Origin of the sequence: Haemophilus sp. HMSC71H05 (assembly GCF_001838635.1) — a bacterium.
Classification (GTDB): domain Bacteria; phylum Pseudomonadota; class Gammaproteobacteria; order Enterobacterales; family Pasteurellaceae; genus Haemophilus_D; species Haemophilus_D parainfluenzae_R.
Window position 1 is genome coordinate 192,439 of sequence record NZ_KV838038.1, and the last position, 18,690, is coordinate 211,128.

Annotated in this window: 20 protein-coding genes; 15 read left to right on the forward strand and 5 right to left on the reverse strand. The window is 36.8% G+C overall.

Annotated features, from left to right (window positions below):
• Positions 1-16: 16 nt before the first annotated feature.
• Together HMPREF3279_RS09795 and HMPREF3279_RS09800 are read left to right on the forward strand one after the other, a co-directional pair.
• Positions 17-610, forward strand: coding sequence for a DUF8095 domain-containing protein (locus HMPREF3279_RS09795; RefSeq protein ID WP_049374628.1), 594 nt, complete (start codon positions 17-19; stop codon positions 608-610).
• The gene (locus tag HMPREF3279_RS09800) at positions 597-917 is read left to right on the forward strand and encodes a hypothetical protein (protein WP_257284637.1); all 321 of its coding nucleotides are present in this window, start codon (positions 597-599) and stop codon (positions 915-917) included. Before HMPREF3279_RS09795 ends, HMPREF3279_RS09800 begins: the two co-directional genes overlap by 14 nt.
• A gap of 55 nt (positions 918-972) precedes the next feature.
• Here the strand turns inward: HMPREF3279_RS09800 and hda are convergent, their stop codons facing one another.
• From hda to HMPREF3279_RS09825, 5 genes are all read right to left on the reverse strand, one after another.
• Entirely contained in the window at positions 973-1,668 is a 696-nt protein-coding gene (hda, locus tag HMPREF3279_RS09805; protein ID WP_070590625.1) for a DnaA regulatory inactivator Hda, read from the reverse strand.
• Between the two features lie 71 nt (positions 1,669-1,739).
• On the reverse strand, positions 1,740-2,987 hold the full coding sequence (locus HMPREF3279_RS09810; protein WP_049365006.1) for a nucleobase:cation symporter-2 family protein: 1,248 nt from the start codon (positions 2,985-2,987) through the stop codon (positions 1,740-1,742).
• 120 nt (positions 2,988-3,107) lie between these two features.
• Positions 3,108-3,734, reverse strand: coding sequence for a uracil phosphoribosyltransferase (gene upp / locus HMPREF3279_RS09815; protein WP_070869020.1), 627 nt, complete (start codon positions 3,732-3,734; stop codon positions 3,108-3,110).
• A 121-nt stretch (positions 3,735-3,855) separates the two neighbouring features.
• A complete protein-coding gene (locus tag HMPREF3279_RS09820; protein ID WP_070869021.1) occupies positions 3,856-4,194 on the reverse strand; it encodes a hypothetical protein in 339 nt (112 codons plus the stop codon).
• Between the two features lie 183 nt (positions 4,195-4,377).
• Positions 4,378-6,621: a nitric-oxide reductase large subunit gene (locus tag HMPREF3279_RS09825; RefSeq protein ID WP_049380001.1), complete on the reverse strand. Its 2,244-nt coding sequence runs from the start codon at positions 6,619-6,621 to the stop codon at positions 4,378-4,380.
• 346 nt (positions 6,622-6,967) lie between these two features.
• Between HMPREF3279_RS09825 and cas10 the strand changes: the two genes are divergently transcribed.
• From cas10 to HMPREF3279_RS10180, 13 genes are all read left to right on the forward strand, one after another.
• Entirely contained in the window at positions 6,968-9,127 is a 2,160-nt protein-coding gene (cas10, locus tag HMPREF3279_RS09830) for a type III-A CRISPR-associated protein Cas10/Csm1 (RefSeq protein ID WP_070869022.1), read from the forward strand.
• 9 nt (positions 9,128-9,136) lie between these two features.
• Positions 9,137-9,526, forward strand: coding sequence for a type III-A CRISPR-associated protein Csm2 (gene csm2, locus HMPREF3279_RS09835; protein WP_070869023.1), 390 nt, complete (start codon positions 9,137-9,139; stop codon positions 9,524-9,526).
• 16 nt (positions 9,527-9,542) lie between these two features.
• Positions 9,543-10,235 (forward strand): type III-A CRISPR-associated RAMP protein Csm3, encoded by a 693-nt coding sequence (gene csm3 / locus HMPREF3279_RS09840; protein WP_070869024.1) that lies wholly within the window; start codon positions 9,543-9,545, stop codon positions 10,233-10,235.
• Positions 10,236-10,245: 10 nt separating this feature from the next.
• Positions 10,246-11,172, forward strand: coding sequence for a type III-A CRISPR-associated RAMP protein Csm4 (locus HMPREF3279_RS09845; RefSeq protein WP_070869025.1), 927 nt, complete (start codon positions 10,246-10,248; stop codon positions 11,170-11,172).
• A gap of 9 nt (positions 11,173-11,181) precedes the next feature.
• Complete coding sequence (locus HMPREF3279_RS09850; RefSeq protein ID WP_070869026.1) at positions 11,182-12,711, forward strand: RAMP superfamily CRISPR-associated protein; 1,530 nt, start codon at positions 11,182-11,184, stop codon at positions 12,709-12,711.
• The gene (cas6, locus tag HMPREF3279_RS09855; protein ID WP_070869027.1) at positions 12,708-13,631 is read left to right on the forward strand and encodes a CRISPR system precrRNA processing endoribonuclease RAMP protein Cas6; all 924 of its coding nucleotides are present in this window, start codon (positions 12,708-12,710) and stop codon (positions 13,629-13,631) included. The genes HMPREF3279_RS09850 and cas6 overlap by 4 nt, the downstream gene beginning before the upstream one ends.
• 58 nt (positions 13,632-13,689) lie before the next feature.
• Positions 13,690-13,980: a CRISPR-associated protein Csx16 gene (gene csx16, locus HMPREF3279_RS09860; protein ID WP_070869028.1), complete on the forward strand. Its 291-nt coding sequence runs from the start codon at positions 13,690-13,692 to the stop codon at positions 13,978-13,980.
• A 9-nt stretch (positions 13,981-13,989) separates the two neighbouring features.
• On the forward strand, positions 13,990-15,159 hold the full coding sequence (locus HMPREF3279_RS09865; RefSeq protein WP_070869029.1) for a Card1-like endonuclease domain-containing protein: 1,170 nt from the start codon (positions 13,990-13,992) through the stop codon (positions 15,157-15,159).
• Positions 15,159-16,316, forward strand: coding sequence for a CRISPR-associated ring nuclease Csm6 (csm6, locus tag HMPREF3279_RS09870; RefSeq protein ID WP_257284660.1), 1,158 nt, complete (start codon positions 15,159-15,161; stop codon positions 16,314-16,316). Before HMPREF3279_RS09865 ends, csm6 begins: the two co-directional genes overlap by 1 nt.
• Positions 16,317-16,531: 215 nt before the next feature.
• Positions 16,532-16,816 carry a CRISPR-associated endonuclease Cas2 gene (cas2, locus tag HMPREF3279_RS09875; protein WP_070869031.1) on the forward strand — a complete coding sequence of 95 codons (285 nt, stop codon included), beginning with the start codon at positions 16,532-16,534 and terminating at the stop codon, positions 16,814-16,816.
• 11 nt (positions 16,817-16,827) lie between these two features.
• Complete coding sequence (cas1, locus tag HMPREF3279_RS09880; protein WP_070869032.1) at positions 16,828-17,898, forward strand: CRISPR-associated endonuclease Cas1; 1,071 nt, start codon at positions 16,828-16,830, stop codon at positions 17,896-17,898.
• A gap of 9 nt (positions 17,899-17,907) precedes the next feature.
• On the forward strand, positions 17,908-18,198 hold the full coding sequence (gene cas2 / locus HMPREF3279_RS09885) for a CRISPR-associated endonuclease Cas2 (RefSeq protein WP_070869033.1): 291 nt from the start codon (positions 17,908-17,910) through the stop codon (positions 18,196-18,198).
• Positions 18,199-18,264: 66 nt separating this feature from the next.
• On the forward strand, positions 18,265-18,411 hold the full coding sequence (locus tag HMPREF3279_RS10180) for a hypothetical protein (protein ID WP_180365037.1): 147 nt from the start codon (positions 18,265-18,267) through the stop codon (positions 18,409-18,411).
• Positions 18,412-18,690: the final 279 nt, after the last annotated feature.

The window sequence follows — 18,690 nt, forward strand, 5'->3', positions numbered from 1 at the left end:
GAATCACATTAGTATTATGAGTCATATTAAGAAAAAAATTGGGATTTACTCATTTTGTATTTTGGCATCATCAGCTGTTTTAGCCGAAGGTAGTAGTGTTGTATATGCAACAAAAGTAAAATCACCTGAAAATAATCTTTCAGTCAATGTTTCTGAAAGTAATGTTTCTGAAACCGTGAAATATATTGATGGAAAAGGACAGCGAAGTTTAGATCCTAAATCTGAAAAAGATATGGAAGAGTTGGCCAATAGCGTTGAATTTGAAGTATATAAATTTAACGAAACGGCGGCATCAAAAACAACGTTTCTTTCACCCGCAGGGATTTGTAGTGGTTTTAAAAGTGATGATGGCGTAGATGTTACGAACACCAGTAATTATTACATTAAACCTAATGATGCCAGCGAATATTATGGTAGTGTGTTAGGTGCAACGATTTATAAAAAAGGCGAGACAAAACATTCACAGTATGTGCCTGTTTATGCAATCAGAAATGCGAATGTAGCAAAATACATTGAGCAAAATGAGGACCCGAACATTAGAAAAAAAGCCAATGCTCGGATTAAAGAAGGCAGAGAAACACTTAATAAAGTGGTTTGTGATAAAAGGTAGCGTTATGAAAAAATTAGTTTCTATTGCAGCTCTATCTGTTTTAACAGCTTGTACAGCTCCCCAAGAGGCATCAACTATTGGAAATGGGGCTGCAGCGTACGATATGAATACCGTGCAGGATTATAATGCTCGAGTAACAAGTGGTAATACGGTAAGCGCTCAAGAAAAAGCGAAAGTTGCACAAAGAGACAGTATTCCAAATGAAATGAATGCGAGTGATCATCGCTCTAAACAGAGAGGGTATTCTCGTGTCCCTGTTGCGATAATGCCTAGTGTCGGTGTTGGCTATTGTCGCCACTGTTGGTAATTAAATTGATACAAAATAACCGCGCTTGAAAAAGTGCGGTTATTTTTTTGCTTGTTTATAAGCCTAAAATTGATTTCACAAAAGGAATAGTCAGATTTCGTTTGGCTTGTAGTGAGGCTTCATCGAGTTTCACTAATGCTTCTTTTAGTGTCGCCATATCACGATCTAAACGCGTGAATATAAAATTGGCAGTATCATCTGAAAGTATGATACCTCGTTGATGGGCATTCTGTTTCAATACTGCAAATTTTTGTTCATCGCTGAGTGGAATCAATTGATAACTTTCTCCCCATTTTAAGCGAGAAGCAAGATCCGGTAATTTAACGGGTAGGGCAGTTGGAGATTGATCTGCACTGACAACTAATAAGGTTTTACCATTAGCCTTAATGCGATTAAAAAGATCAAATAAGGCAATTTCCCATTCTGAATTTCCAATAATTGTTTGCAAATCGTCTAAGCAAACCAGTTCTTGCTGTTCTAAATTTTCAAAAACCGCCGTGGAAAAATATTGTGATTTACTCAGCGGGACATAGATGGCACTTCGTTGTTGCTGAATATATTCATTACAAAGTGCGCGCAAAAGATGGGTTTTCCCAACGCTTTGGCTGCCCCAAAGGTAGAAGAATTGTTGTTGTAAATCAGTCATGTTTTGACGTAAAGAATTAAGCAATAATGCATTATTATCGCTATAAAAATTCTCAAGCGTTTCATCATCAATTTGATGAATAGGTAAAGAAAGTTGCTGATTCACGGATTAACGAGTTGATTTAAAATAAAAAAGAAAGGGCTAAATTTTCATTTAACCCTTTTGTTTGGGAAGTTTTATTCTACTTCATTTTTTGCTTTTGGCAAAATCAAGTTCAGCACAATGGCAACGATGGCACAAAGGCTAATCCCTTTCAGGGAAACAACATCTCCGACGTTGACAAACATATTCCCGATCCCGAACGTCATTACCACGGAAATGATGCAAAGATTACGAGGTTCGGTCACATCTACTTTGCCTTTAATTAAGGTGCTCATCCCAACAACGGCAATCGAACCGAATACCAACATCATAATGCCACCCATTACGATGGTTGGAATTGTAGAAAGGAATGCGCCTACTTTACCACAGAAAGAAATTGCAATTGCCCATACAGCTGCCCAGGTCATAATGTTTGGATTAAAGTTACGAGTTAGCATGACTGCACCGGTTACTTCTGCATAAGTAGTATTCGGTGGACCACCAACTAATGATGCAGCAGCAGTTGCCACACCATCGCCTAATAGGGTGCGATGTAAGCCTGGTTTTTTAAGGAAATCTTTACCTGTTACAGAACTGATTGCCATAATACCACCCACGTGTTCAACGGCTGGTGCGATAGCAATTGGTAGCATATAAAGAATCGCTTCTAAATTAAATTCTGGTTTGGTTAACTCAGGTAATTCAAACCATTTTGCATCTAAAACAGGTTGGAAATTAATTAATCCTAGGAATAAACAAACCACATAGCCAGCAACGATACCAAACATAATTGGAATCAGTTTCATCATTCCTTTAGCAAACACCGCAACAGAAAGGGTGGTGACCAAGGTAATCATCGAAACCAATACAGAGTGCTCATAGCTGTATGCACTGTTTTTACCTAATGCCATATCAACAGCAACAGGTGCAAGCCCCATACCAATAATGATAATTACGGGACCCACAACAACAGGCGGGAAGATGCGTTCGAGCGCAGCACTACCACGTAATTTCACTAAGGTTGATAGCGCGAAATAGACGAAGCCTGCGCAAGCAAGTCCCCCCATTGTGGTTGGAATGCCCCAAGTTTGTACGCCATATTGAATAGGCGCAATAAAGGCAAAAGAGGAGGCTAAGAAAATAGGAACCTGTTTACCGGTACAAAGTTGGAAAAGTAGTGTACCGATACCTGCGGTTAGAAGGGCTGTATTAGAATTTAATCCGGTGATTAAGGGAACTAATACTAAGGCGCCAAAGGCCACAAATAACATCTGTAAACCGACAAACGCTTGTTTGCCCATGCTTTGCACCTCAACAGGTGCGGTTGTAGTTTGATTACTCATTTAGTTTCAACTCTCGGTTTGAATTAACTGAAAGTGCGGTCGGTTTTAATGCTTTTTTAGCTTTTGTGTTTTCACGCACGGAAAAAAGACGGCCATAAATGCCGTCTTATTAAAAGGGAATTATTTCGTCCCAAAAATCTTATCGCCTGCATCACCCAAGCCTGGAATGATGTAGCCTTGTTCATTTAAGTGATCATCAATCGATGCACAATAAAGTTCAATATCCGGATGTGCTTTTTCTAATGCTTTGATTCCTTCTGGTGCCGCCACTAATACTAATACTTTGATATGTTGGCAACCTTTTGCTTTTAATAAATCAATTGTGGAGATCATTGAACCACCGGTTGCAAGCATTGGGTCTACAACGATAGCTAAACGTTCTTCTAAATCACTCGCGAGTTTTTGGAAATAAGGGACGGGTTCAAGGGTTTCTTCATTACGATAAATCCCAACCACACTGATACGAGCACTTGGAACGTGTTCTAATACACCATCCATCATACCAAGGCCAGCACGTAAAATTGGCACAACGGTGACTTTTTTACCTTTAATACGTTCAATTTCAACTGGGCCATTCCAACCTTCGATAATCACTTTTTCTGTTTCAAGATCGGCAGTGGCCTCATAGGTGAGTAAGCTGCCCACTTCAGTGGCAAGTTCACGGAATTTTTGGGTATAAATATCAGCTTCGCGCATCACGCCTAATTTATGTTTAACAAGCGGATGTTTAACTTCAACAAGTTTCATCTTTTTTCTCCCTTTTAAAAAACAAATCGAAGAATTCTATATCAGAAATATTGAATTTCCTAGTGTTTTTATTATGACAGTTCGGTATAAAAACGGAGATAAAATTGACCGCACTTTGCTATTAAATACATCCACCACAACTACCACAGCGCCAATCTTCCTTATTCACCGCTTGATAGAATGCTCGCATGGTTTCTTCTTCTAAGGGAATATTATGCTCAATAAAGACATCGGAAAGCCAATCGATATTTTCCACAATCCAATCATCTTCCATCAATCCTTCTCGATAGAGCTCATCTTCAGGATCCATAAAATTATAAATATTATTTGTTCCCATATCTTTATCACGGCGTTCAATTGGCAGTACCACAGGTAAACCAAGATAAGTAATATCCCAATGACCTAGACATAGCGTATTGCCTTTTGATGACCAACTAGCGTTGAATGGATTGTTACTCATGTTGAAATGTTATAAGAAAAGTTGAAAAGTGTAGAAAGTATAGATCTAAAGACGAATTTAATCATACTTAAAAGAAGGTAAATGATTTGATAGAGATCAAAGTGCGGTCAGAAAATTTGATGGATTTTTCATAAATAAAAAGCGGCTAATTGCTTAGCCGCTTTTGCATGATTATTAATTTAATTACGCTGCTTTTTTCGGTTTAAAGAAAATCATCGTAAAGATTTGCCAGAAGAAAGCTAATGCACCGAAGATGAAGACAACGTCGCCACCGAAACGAACCCAACGTAGGGTATCGAATAGAGGTTGTTGCATAAATTCTTCACTACGAGCATACCATAAGCCTTCAGAGATACTTGCATAACCTTGAATAATACCGATAGGTAATAAGCTTGATACGATCATTAACACTAAACCGCCATTTAACAACCAGAAGCCCCATTTCATTAACTTGTCATTAAATGGTGTATCTGGGCGTAAATAACGAGCAATTAAGAATACGAAACCTAATGCTAAGAAACCATATACACCGAATAATGCTGCGTGAGCATGAACGGCAGTGGTGTTCAAGCCTTGGATATAGTAAAGCGAAATTGGTGGATTGATTAAGAAACCAAATACGCCAGCACCTAACATATTCCAGAATGCCACGGCTACGAAGCAGTAAAGAGGCCATTTTAGGCGTTCCATCCAAGGTGTTTTTTGTTGCATCGCCCAGTGTTCCCAAGCTTCATGACCTAATAACACTAATGGAACTACTTCAAGCGCAGAGAATGATGCCCCTACAGCAATAATTGGGGTAGTTGCACCTGCGAAGTATAAGTGGTGGAAAGTACCAGGAATACCACCGATTAAGAACAACGCCGCTTCAGTAATGGTTGCCACAGTCGCAGTACGACGTGAAACTAAACCTAAACTCACGAAGATGAATGAGAGTGCCGCTACAGAGAATACTTCGAAGAAGCCTTCTACCCATAGGTGAACTACCCACCAACGCCAGTATTCCATTACAGAAATGTGTGTGTGCTCGCCGTAGAATAATGCTGGACCATAGAATAAACCGATCGCAATTACGGAAGCGAAGAATAATGCCAATAAGTTTTTATCACCCGGTTGTTTGAATGCATTTACTGTACCGCGAAGCATTAAGACTAACCAGAATAAGATACCTGCGAATTTCACTGCTTGCCAGAAACGACCTAAATCAATGAATTCGTAACCTTGGTGACCGAACATGAAGCTCCATTCTTCTGGAAGAATATGAGCAATCGCTAAGTAGCTACCAGTGAATGAGCCTACCACCAATACCACTAATGCCCAGTAGAGAACATCCACACCCAATTTTTGGAATTTCGGATCTTTACCGCCATTAATGATTGGTGCAAGGAATAAACCACCGGCTAAGAATGCCATTGCAATCCAGAATAAGGCTGCTTGAATATGCCATGTACGCACTAATGAATATGGGAAGTATTGAGAAATATCAATACCATAGAATTCCTGCCCCTCAACTGTGTAGTGTGCTACAACCGCACCTAATGTGACTTGCAATACGAAAAGAGCAAGCACAGTAAAGAGGTATTTACCTAACGCACGTTGAGAAGGAGTAAGTTGTAATTTTGTGAGTGGATCGAACTCTGGCATTGGTGGTTCTTTTTCGTCTTCACGTTTTTTGAATGACCAAATCCATACCACAAAACCAATACCTGCAATGAGGAATACCACACTCGCAATAGACCAAATGACGTTTTCTGGTGTTGGCACGTTATTAATTAACGGTTCGTGTGGCCAGTTGTTGGTGTAACTTGCATGAGTATTTGGACGTTCAGCAGATGCAGTCCACGCGGTCCAGAAGAAGAATTTAGCTAAGTCTTTACGAGCTTGTAAATCAGGAAGAGTATTATCCTTCATCGCAAAGTGTTCACGAGTCACTTTGGTTGCTGGATCGTCACCGTATAAAGAGATGTAGTATTGTGCTGTTTTTTCCATTGCCGCTAAACGGGTGTTTGAAAGCACAACGGTACCGTTTTCAACTTTGCTACCACGATATTCTTTGGTTAGACGAGCTTTTAATAACGTTTGTTGTTCATCATTTAAATCAGCGAAATTTTTACCAAATTCTTGATTCGCGGTAATATCCAACCAGTTAGTTAATTCACGGTGAAGCCAATCTGCCGTCCAGTCTGGCGCTTGGTATGCACCATGACCCCAAACAGACCCGACTTGCATACCACCAGTGGTTTGCCAAGCGGTTTGACCATGTAAAATATCATCGTGAGTAATCACTTTTTCGCCAGATTCAGAAACATATTGTTGCGGAATCGGTGGTGCTTCACGATAAACTTCGAACCCATAGTAACCGAGAATGGAGAAGGCTCCAATCAATACGGCGACTAACAGGTACCAGAACTTTTTATACTGTCCCATTTTATCACTCCTAGATTATTAGAAAATACGATGCCTTGATGGTTAGTTATTCCGAGAATAGCCATCAAGAGCTAGATTTTACGCTAAGTAAAATACTTGAGCAATTATATCGACTATCGATTAATGAAAATATTACCTAAAACTGAGTAATTTAATCGGGTAATAGGAAATGCTGAATAAAAAGATAAAAAATACGGCCAAAAACCTATCAATTTTTGACCGCACTTTATGAAAATTATTTATTCTTTCTTTTGTGGCATTTTATCTTATTTTTACAAATTTGTATTTGATGACAATTGCTTATATTTTGATTATACTCGCTTAAATTCTATTATATGGAGTGATTATGTCAAATTACAGAATTTCTCTTGCTTTTTCAGTGTTTCATTATTATTTGAATGGATTTGCTGAAAAACATCAATTCTCTCTACCATCTTTTCCTAAAAATTTACAATTGGTTGATGTACTTCCTTTTGTTTCTCAAGCAGAAACAATAGTATTAGGCAAACAATCATCAAAACAATATCTTGGGAATGAAAGCTTATTTAGTTTATTTGAAAATATAAGTTTAAAAGATGAGCATAAGCCTGATTCTAATATTTTTTCCTATGAGTATAGAGAATTATCTGCGAACTCTATTTTTCCCACCCCAAATACGGCCTCCTCTTCATTATTTGAATTATGGAATAAATTTACAAAAGGAATTGAGGAAATCCCTACATCCCACCAAGAAAACTTGAATTTGTGGCTAGATCATTTTGATACTGCTATGCAATGTTTTTTGTCACAGATACCAAGTCCTTATAGCCGCGATATTTCTTTTTATGATTTTACTAAAGCGGTTAGCGCTTTTGTTGTGGCTTTAGCAGATAATCTAGCTTCTAAAGAAGAACCTCTTTTATTGGTTCAAGGTGATTTTTTTGGCATTCAAGACTTTATTTTTTCAGGTGGTCGTGAATCAAATAAGGGTGCGGCAAAAATCTTGCGAGGACGTTCTTTCCAAGTTTCATTGTTTACTGAACTGGCTGCATTAAAAGTATTAAATGCTTGTGGGTTACCGGCTACGTCTCAAGTGATGAATGCCGCAGGAAAGTTTTTAATTGTTGCCCCAAATACTACAGCTGTTAAAAATGCAATAAAACAGGTTCAATCAGAATTAAATCAATGGTTTATTAAAGAAACTTATGGCTTGATTGGCGTAGGAATTGCTATTCAACCAGCAGATATAAAAGAGTTTGAGCAAGAGAATTATACTCAATTAGTGAAAAAGTTATTTGAAAGTTTGGAATCTCAAAAGCTCAAACGCTTAGATTTAACTCATTCTACGCAAAGTGTACAAGAAGTGGATTATTCAAATGGTGTTTGTGAAATGAATCGCTTTTTCCCAGCACAGGCAGGAAAGACACTTTCAAAAATTTCTGAAGATCAAATTAAAATCGGTGAAATGCTTGCAAAAAAACAACGCATTATTATTGCAGACATTAATGCAGATATAAGTCATGGATATGAAACACAAATACTTAAACTTCCAATTTTTGGTTTTAAAGTGATTTTTACTGATGGTCGAGAAGATACGAAAGAATTTAGTTACCCAGTGAAACTATTACAAATTCATCGTTTTTGGGATTTCTCATTACCCAAAGATACCAATGCGTCAATTTGGAATGGTTATGCTCGTCGTTACATTAATGCTTATGTACCAAGAGATAAGCAAGGCCAAATTATTACTTTTGAAGATATTCAATATACAGATATAGGACAAAAGGCACTAATGACCTTGAAGGGGGATGTTGATAATTTAGGTTCTATTTTCCAAAAGGGGATTAAAACTGCCAATATAGCAAAAATGACAGCACTTTCTCGTCAATTCAACCAATTCTTCAGTTTATGGTTACCAGCCTATTGTGCAGAGCAAAGCCCAAATATGTATACCGTCTTTGCAGGTGGTGATGATTTCTTCTTAATTGGGCCTTGGTATTCTACACAAAAAGTGGCACATGCAATGCAACAAGCTTTTAAACGTTATGTAGCAGAAAATACAGAAATTCATTTTTCTGTAGGTATGGTGATGAGTAAATCGGGTATTCCAGTGCCTCGTTTAGGTGATTTAGCTGAAGAGTCTCTTGAGAAGTCAAAAGGCATTGATATAGATAAAAATGCAGTAACTATTTTTAATAAAACAGTGAAATGGCATGATTGGAAGAAACTTTGCGAATTAGAAGAGGAAATTCATCGCTTAGCAGATAGATATAAGATTTCTACTTCTTATTTGTATTCTTTGATTCAGCTATGTGAGCAGGCTGAGAATACTAAGAATATTGAAAGTACTATGTGGCGGAGTCGTTTTTATTACCGTACAGCGCGTTACGTGATTGATAAATTAGAAAAAGGAGTTAGAACTACAGCTTTGAGTGAAATCACAACTTCATTAGGAGACAGAGGAATTGCAAGTTATAAGATTAATTTTGCAATTCCATTAACCAATTATTTCTATCAAAAACGATAAGGAACACTTATGTTAAATATTAATGAAATTAAATTTGGTGGAGAAAAACCAACTGAAATTTTCTCTGATATTGCTCAACGAGCAGCACAACATATTAAACAGTCAAATAACGTAAATAAAACGACACAGCTACGCAAATTTTATGACGAGTTAGCAATGTGGAATGATCGTGTTCAACTTGCTCGTGAGAATAAAGAAAATAAATTCCAAGAATTAGCTCCTTTTATCAAAATGTTAAAAGCAAAAGTAGCTTATGCGCGTGGTCGTAAGCATGTAGATGATCATTTTTTAGAGGTTTTTAATCGCTGTATTGATCAGGCAAATAATGTAGAAACTCTCAGAGATGCTAAATTATTTATGGAAGCAGTAATGGGATTTTGTAAGTTAGAAGAAATTTAATATAGGAAATATGAGTATGAAATTAACGAATATTGTAGAAATTAAAGCAAAATTAGTATTACAAACAGGCTTGCATATTGGCGCGGGTGATAGTGAAATGCATATTGGTGGGATTGATAATTCAGTGATTAAACATCCGATTACTCAATCACCTTATATTCCAGGTTCAAGTTTAAAAGGAAAAATTAGAACCTTATTAGAATGGCGCTCAGGAGCGGTTCAAAGCGCACCATTATCATTAAAAGATATTTCAAAAAATCCTGAGGATGTAAAAAATATTTTACGCTTATTCGGTATCAGTGGTGATACAAAAAATAGCGAGCAAGAAGTCGCAGAAATTGGGGTTTCTCGCTTAGCATTTTGGGATTGCGCACTAAATGAAGCATGGGAAAATGCGATTCGTGAAGACAACCAACTTTTAACCGAAGCTAAAAGCGAAAACACCATTGATCGTATTACTTCGACAGCCGGAAATCCTCGCCAAACCGAACGAGTACCAGCAGGTGCGGAATTTGATTTTAAACTTACGTTACGTCAATTTGAAGGTGATAAACCTGAACTTTTAGATTTAGTGCTAAAAGGTTTAAAACTTTTAGAACTTGATAGCCTTGGTGGTTCAGGTTCTCGTGGATACGGCAAAGTAAAATTTACTGATTTAACCGTTAATGGTGAAGCTCGCAATTTAGATGACATTAAACCTTTTGAATAAGGGTGGTACTATGAAGTTATATCGTTTTACGCTAACGCCCCAAAGTGCAATGGGTACACCGTTAGTAGGCGACACCTTATTTGGACAGTTTTGCTGGGCGGTGAGAAACCGCTTTGGAGAGGCTCGTTTAATAGAACTGCTTGAAGGTTATACTGAGCAACGTCCCTTTATAGTCGTGTCCGATGCATTTCCGCAAGGTTTTTTACCTTTGCCAACTTTGCCTTCTACATTTTGGGAAACTAAAACAGAAACAGATCGTAAAAGTTTGAAAAAAGCTCAGTGGGTTAATATCAGTGATGTGGAAAAAAGAGCAGTCAAATTTTGGCAAGAATGTGCATTACAAACTAACTTCAAGTTTGAAAAAGAAAACCAAGATCAATTCCACAACACCATTGATCGCCAAACAAATACCACTGGAGAAGGGCAATTTGCACCGTATTCAACAGAGATTGTTTGGTTTGGCAGTAAGCAAGAGTTTGATCTTTATATCGTACTTGATGAAGCACGTTTTTCATTGGAAGAATTACAGCAAATTTTAGATGATGTGGGCACTTTTGGCTTTGGGCGAGATGCCTCAATCGGGTTGGGTAAATTCCGTTGTAATAATCCACAAGAGGTTAATTTTTGCCAACAGAATGCAAATTGTTATTTTACACTGGCAAATTCTGCACCGCAAAATTTAGGCTTGGATAAAGAGTGCAGCTATTATCAAGTCACCACAAGATTTGGACGCCACGGCGATATTCAGGCATTAAGTTCTAGCCCATTTAAAAAGCCTATTATTCTTGCAAAATCTGCCGCCATTTTTACCCCTGAAAACTATGAACCTCGTTTATTTTTAGGGAATGGATTAGGAAATATTTCCTATGCTCAGCCAAATGCAGTACATCAAGGTTATGCGCCTGTTTTAAATTTATTTGTCGATTTTGGAAAATAAGGATCACAAATGAAACAATTTATGCAAACTCATAAAGTTTATTTAACGCCATTAAGTCCTATCCATATTGGTTGCGGAGAAGATTTTGAGCCAACGAATTATGTTATTGATGGTACCACCTTATTTAATTTTGAGCCGAGCCAGCTAGTATTAAATGAGAGAGAAAAAACGGAATTAGTAAATGCAATTAATCGATTGGATTTGTTAGCTATTCAACGTTTTTTCCTTAATCAAAAAGATAAAGCAATAGCCTGTTCTTATCATTTTGCAGACGTTTCTGATGGTCTTGCACAAGATTACAAAAGCCGTGTAGGAAAAGTTGCTCAACGAGAAAGTGACGGAAATAAAGTCATTAACAATCTTTCGATTGAAAGAACCGCATTTTTACCTGTTCATCATTTACCTTATATTCCGGGAAGTGGGGTTAAAGGTGCAGTAGCCACAGCATTATTAGATCAAGCTCATCAAAATAAAAATAATCCTAAAGTGGGAGTGAAAGATCACGGAAAATTGCTTAAAGAATACATAGGGGAATTTGAAAAAAGTAAATTACGATATGTAAAATTTAGTGATTTTACACCACTTCATCATGCTGAAAGTAAAATCTACTATGCCTTAAACTTTAAAAAGAGAGTTAGTAAAACAGGTGGAGTGGGGCGCGCCATGGCTCTTCGCAGAGAATGTATTACTGCTGGGCAATACCGTACTTTTAAAAGTGACTTAACCTTAATGGAAGATTCTTTTTATTCAATTAGTGATTTACAAAAATCCCTCAATGCATTTTATCTTCCAGTTTTTAGGAAGGAGATGGAACTATTGCAGAGCAGAAATCTTGTTTCTACGCAATATTTAAAATCTATTGAAAAACTGTGTTCACTTCCTAATGTTGTATTAATCCGCCTTGGCAAAAATGGTGCTGATAGCAAAACTTACCAAGGAGAAAATATTGCTCAAATTAAAATCATGGGGGCAAAAGGTTCACCCCTAGTATTTAAAGATAGCAGCACCACAGTATGGCTTGCAGGGACCAATCAAGCCCAACAAAGTGATTTACTTCCATTTGGATGGGCATTATTAGAGTTTAATCCAAGCTCAGATAATGAAATGCTTAAAACTTGGTGTAACGCACAACCAAAATCAAAATTTGATCGTTCTGAAATTTTAGCGAAACGTGAGGCTCAAAAAATAGAACAAGCCCGCTTACAGGCTGAAGCTGAAGAAAAACGTCTCGCAGAACAGAAAGCAGCAGAAGAAAAACAGGCTCTTCTAAATTCGTTATCGGATAATCAACGTCTTGTGATAGATTTTGTGGAAAAAGTACAAAATACACGAGAACGTCAAGCAGATAATACCGGTTCTATTTTATTGAAAGAAGCTCAAGCTTTAATTGAAAGAGCGGTTGAAAATTGGGATATTTCTGAACGCCAATTTGTAAAATCTCAAATTACAGTTGAATTACTTAAATCAAAAGTGGATTTCAAGAAAAAAGATACAGAAAAAAATGTTAAAAAGTGGCTCAATAAATTGGTGACGGAATGAATCTGAATTCACTTCCTATTGCTCGATACCAATTTACCTTTCAGGTAACTGATGCTATTCAGTTACCTGAATATGCAGGTTCTACCTTGCGTGGAGCCTTTGGGCGAGCGTTGCGTAAAATTGCTTGTATGACAAAACAAACAGATTGCAAAAGCTGTCCGCTTTATCGTACCTGTCCATATACCAACATCTTTGAAACGCCAGCCCCAGCAGAGCATCAGATACAAAAATTTAGTCAAGTGCCTAACGGTTATATTATTGAGCCACCAGAATGGGGTGAGAAGACTTATTTACCAAATGAGGTGTTTCAATTTTCTATTGTGTTGTTTGGAAAATTAATTGAACAACTACCTCTTATTGCTTTTGCCTTTAAGCGTGCCTTTGAATATAACGTTGGGCATGGAAAGGCAAACCTATTGAATATAACGGTGTTTGATGAAAATACGGGACAATATCAACCGATATTAGTGAATGGAAATATTATTGAACATAGTAAAACGGTAACTTTACCCACTAAACTGCCTGATACTGCAATAATTAGCATTGTTACGCCACTGCGTTTACAAGAGAATGGCAAGCCATTAAGAGAGCATCAGATAAATGTTGAACGTTTTTTTATTTCTTTAGCAAAACGTTTTTCTCTACTAAGTGATTTTCACTTTGTTCCATTAAATTTAGACTTTGAATCCTTAAAGCAGCAAATTTTATTGATTCAAGATAGTAAAGCGTTGAAATGGCAAGATTGGACTCGCTATTCTTCCCGACAAGACCAGAGAATGAAATTGGGGGGAGTAATTGGAACGTGGCAGTTTAATCATCTTTCATTTGAATTAGCTCAATTGCTTTATATCGGTCAATGGCTACATTGTGGAAAAAATGCAACCTTTGGATTAGGTAAATATCAAATTACAAATTTGTAATTTTAAGTGTTGGTGATAAAAAGAGGCATAATGATTTTTTTGTTAAATAAGGATTATTATGGCTGTTTGGTTTGTTTCTCGTCATCCCGGTGCGATTGAATGGATAAAAAAACAATCTATTCATATCGATAATTGGGCTACTCATTTAGATACTAACCAAATTAAACCTGATGATATTGTAATCGGGACTTTACCCATTCATCTCGCAAGCCAAGTTTGTGAAAAAGGCGCTACATTTTATTTTTTATCTGTTAATGTAAAACCAGAGCAACGAGGCACTGAGCTTACAGCACAGCAGCTTATTGAGCAAGGTTGCACATTACAGGCATTTCATATTCAAAAACTATAAGGAAACATTATGCAACCTAAATATGATGTACATTTTTGTTTGATTTCAGATCAAGCTGCACCTTCATTATTGCCTATTTTAGATCCTGAATTTAAACCTAAAGAGGCTGTTTTTTTAGTATCAGATAAAATGAAAAGTAATGCCGAAGCATTAGCTAAAGTTTTTAAAGAAAAGAATGTCAAAGTGACATCAGTTCGTATTGAAAATATTTATGATTTTCAAGAAATGGAAAATTGCTTTATTGAGCTAATAGATCAATTTGATGGGCAAAATATCGCACTCAATGTAACTGGTGGAACTAAGTTAATGGCAATAGTGGCACAAAATACCTTTGCTATGGGAGGGAAACCTATTTTTTATGTAGATAGTGATAATAACCAAATCTTATTCATTAGTCGTGATGAAAAAGGGCAAAGCATTCCTAACAAGATGCTTAATTGTCAGATTGATCTAAAAACATATCTTTCTGCTTATGGCATGGTTTATAAATCAGCTAAACAGCCGATGGCTTCGGAACGATTACTTATTAATTTAGAGCCTTTTATTAAGCAGTATGATAAATATAAAGATAGTATTCCAGGACTTAATTATTACGCTTCTGAATCCCAAAAGAATGGTTTTAAAGTAAAATTCACGAATCATGATGATGAATCACTAGTTTCATTACTAAAAGAACTACACCACAAAGATTTATTAGATTTTGATAATCATCGTATTGATTTTAGAGATACGATGCATAAAGATCTTCTGAATGGAATATGGCTCGAAGAAATAACCTATAAAGCAATCGAGAATATTAAATCTATTCAAGATAAAGCATTAAGTTTAGAAGTTGGGAATTCCTCATACGATCAAAATAAGAAACAGTATGCCTTACAAAATCAAGGTAATCAAAATGAATTTGATATAGCCTTTATTGCAAAAAATCGCCTACATATCATTGAGTGTAAAACTCAAATGATGAATAAAGAGGGAGGATTAAAATCAGAGGATATCTTATATAAACTTGAAGCCTTGAAAAATTACGGAGGTTTAATGACAAAAAAATGTTTGGTGAGTTATTTTGAAGTGCCAGAGTCAGTTAAGAATCGAGCAAAAGAATTGCATGTTGAAATTATCCAAGGTAAAGATCTCCAACGTTTAAGAGAAAAAATTGCAAACTGGATAGGAAAAGCATAATGAGCCAGAAACGTAAAATTCTTCTTTCCGTTACAGGTATGTCTCCTGCCGTTGTAACAGAAACATTGTATGCATTAGTCACAGAAAAAGGTTTTATTCCTACTGAAATTCAAGTGATAACTACTGAGCAAGGCAAAAACAAGTTGCTAGAAGCTTTGTTAGGTATTGAAGGTGGACGTAAAGAGCGTAAAGGGGCATTGCAAGAGTTTATTGAAGATTACGGTGAGAAATATGGCTTTTCTTCAATCCATTTTGATGAAAGTTGTATTCATATTATTACAAACGAGCGCGGTCAAAATCTACCAGATATTCGCACCCCGGAAGAAAATGAACATGCGGCTAATAGTATAGTGCAATTAGTGGGTAACTTGTGCCAAGATGAAGAGATGCAATTGCATGTTTCCATTGCCGGCGGGCGCAAAACAATGGGCTTTTTTATGGGATATGCACTCTCACTTTATGGGCGAGAACAAGATTCTCTTTCACATGTTCTAGTGGATTCTCAATATGAAAGTCTGGCGAGTTTTTACTATCCAAAGCCTTATCCACATTTAATCAATAAGAATGATGGTACGCAAATTGATGCTAAAGATGGAAAAGTAATGCTAGCTGAAATTCCTTGGGTGCGTTTAGGCTTAGGTGTGCCTGAAGATTTGAAACAGCAGACTATTTCTTATAGTGATTCTGTAAAAAATGCACAAGCATTATTGGATATGCCATCATTAACATTCTTGTCTCCAATGGAAGAGCGTGGGGTCATGTTTGGGACAAAATTGTTAAAGCTTGCACCGAGAGGCTATGCTTTATTATTAAGTCTTGTTCTTGCGAAAAAACAAGGCTGGAATGTTGGAACGGGCAATCGGGAAGAAGCTCGAACCATTGCGACTTATTTAAACATCTATAGCCAAATGAAAAATGATGTTGAAATGGAGAATCGCTTAAAAGGTGCAAACAACGATTTAAAAAATGTTTTATCGGAATCTCGTACCGATATTAATAAAAAAGTGATGGCGAATTTTTCTTTAGGAAAGGGAGCAAGAAGCGATTATATTCCTTCTTCTAACCGCAAAACAGGCAATTACGAGCTCAATATAAACTTAGATAATATTGATATATCGGAAATTGAATCTGAACTCATTCACTTTAATCTACTTTAAATTTCAACCGCTCTTTGGAGCGGTTTTCTTTTTATACAAATTTGTATTTCATCCCTCATTTTTATTCTGTATCTATAATAACCTCATTCCAACAATTCATTGGATAAGAGGTATTAATAATGGTTTTAGAAGAAGTTATGCAATATTTAGAAAACCAACAATGGTATTGAGATGAATAATCCCATCAATATTTTCCATATTGATACGGAGAAAAGATGCAAACCACCCGCCACAAATATCTTATTGCTTACGATATTTCTGATCATAAACGACTTTATCAAGCTCACAAAAAAGTCGAAACCTATGCTATTGGAGGGCAAAAATCTTTCTATGAATGTTGGCTTACTGAACATGAAATGGAACGATTCAAGCAAGAGGTAAATGAACTAATAGAGCCATTAGAGGATAGAGTTTTTATTTTTCGTATTCCAGATAATGTAGAGCCGCAGCTATTTGGCAAGGCGACATTGCAATCAATATCCCCATTTTTACTGATCTGAAAGGTGGAAATATGTCTAGTTTGTATATTGATAGAAAAGGCACTGAAATTAAATTAAGTGGTGAAGCTCTTGTGTGTTATGAAAATGCTGAACGCATAGGAACCATTCCACTCGCACCTATTGAGCGAATTTATTTAAAAAGTGATGTTACAGTGCAAGCTTCTTTACTCGCTAAATTAGGCGAGAAAGGCATTGGAATTATCTTTCTTTCAGGCAGAAAAAATACACCGACACTTTTTCTGGCTCAACCTCATAACGATGCATTTCGACGACTCAGCCAATATGAGCTCGCCAAAAATGAACCATTTTGTTTAGCCTTCTCGAAAAAACTGATGTTACTAAAATTGGTGACACAGAAAAATTGGCTATGGCAAGCGAGCAATGCGCGAGCAGAGAAGAGAAGTATGTTAGCTGAAAAAGCGACAGAAATGGATTCTCTCATTCGAAAAATTAATGAACAAACCAACCTTGCCTCGTTGCGAGGAATTGAAGGTCGAGCCGCTTCTGTCTATTTTACCGCTTTAAGTCTTTACTTGCCGCCAGCTTTGCGATTTCAAGGACGAAATCGTCGCCCACCAAGAGATCCTTTTAATGCTCTTCTTTCTTTAACATATACACTTATCCATAGTGAAGCCGTGTTAGCTATCTATGGTGCAGGGTTAGATCCTTATATTGGTTTTTATCACGCACTTGATTTTTCTCGTGAATCACTTGCCTGCGATCTCATTGAACCTCTTCGCCCTCTAATTGATAACTGGTGTTTGGGTTTATTTCGAAAAGAAATATTACGAGAAGAATATTTCTCAACAACACAAGAAGGTTGCTTTTTAGGTAAAACAGGACGAGTGCAGTTTTATAAAGCTTATGAAAGTGCGGTCGGAAATTGGCGCAAAATGTTAACTGAAAACAGCCTTGATTTTGTGAGCCTTATCAAACAAGCTGATTTTGTCAGTTCACCTCAACGCCGTGAGAGTGATTTGCAGCATTTTTCAGGTTTTCATGAAAAACAATGGCAAACTTTGTTAGAACGCTATTACTTTAATCAACAAACTATGATGCAAGACATTATTTTCCAATTTTAGGAGTAAAGCATGGCTCAATATTTAATTGGGTATGACATTTCTGATCCCAAAAGATTACAACGAATTTATCGTAAAATGACACATTATGCGACGCCAATTCAATACAGCATTTTTTTATTAGATGGCTCAGAGAAATTGCTCAAACAATGTTTGGCTGAAATTATGTTAATCTTCAATAAGAAAGAGGATGATTTAAGAGTTTATCCTTTGCCTACCAATACAACACAATGGCGACTCGGAAAATCAAGTTTGCCAGAAGGTATTATTTGGACAGCCTTGCCAACAAGCTTGACATTATAATGCTAGAAAAAATCAAAAATAGAGGTAAAATAGACCGCACTTTTGATTGATTTAGAAAGGAAAAATATGCAAATTGTTTATTATTTGCTCAAATCAAGAGCCAACTCCTTAACCTTCCAAAAAAATTGGGAAGTGGGTCTGAAAGGCCGCATGATTCCTGCCTCCAGCATACCGCTGCAGTCGAAAAACATCGCCCTGTTCGAAAGGGATTGAGACAGCCTACAGTAGTGCGCGCTAAACTATCAACAGAGTCGAAAAACATCGCCCTGTTCGAAAGGGATTGAGACTTTAATATTGATAGGAAATTCCCACTATGTGAGAGTCGAAAAACATCGCCCTGTTCGAAAGGGATTGAGACACCGGAGGTTGCGGACATATACCAGTTATAATTTGTCGAAAAACATCGCCCTGTTCGAAAGGGATTGAGACAAATCCGAATAATCGTATTTACAACCGTAAATTTGTCGAAAAACATCGCCCTGTTCGAAAGGG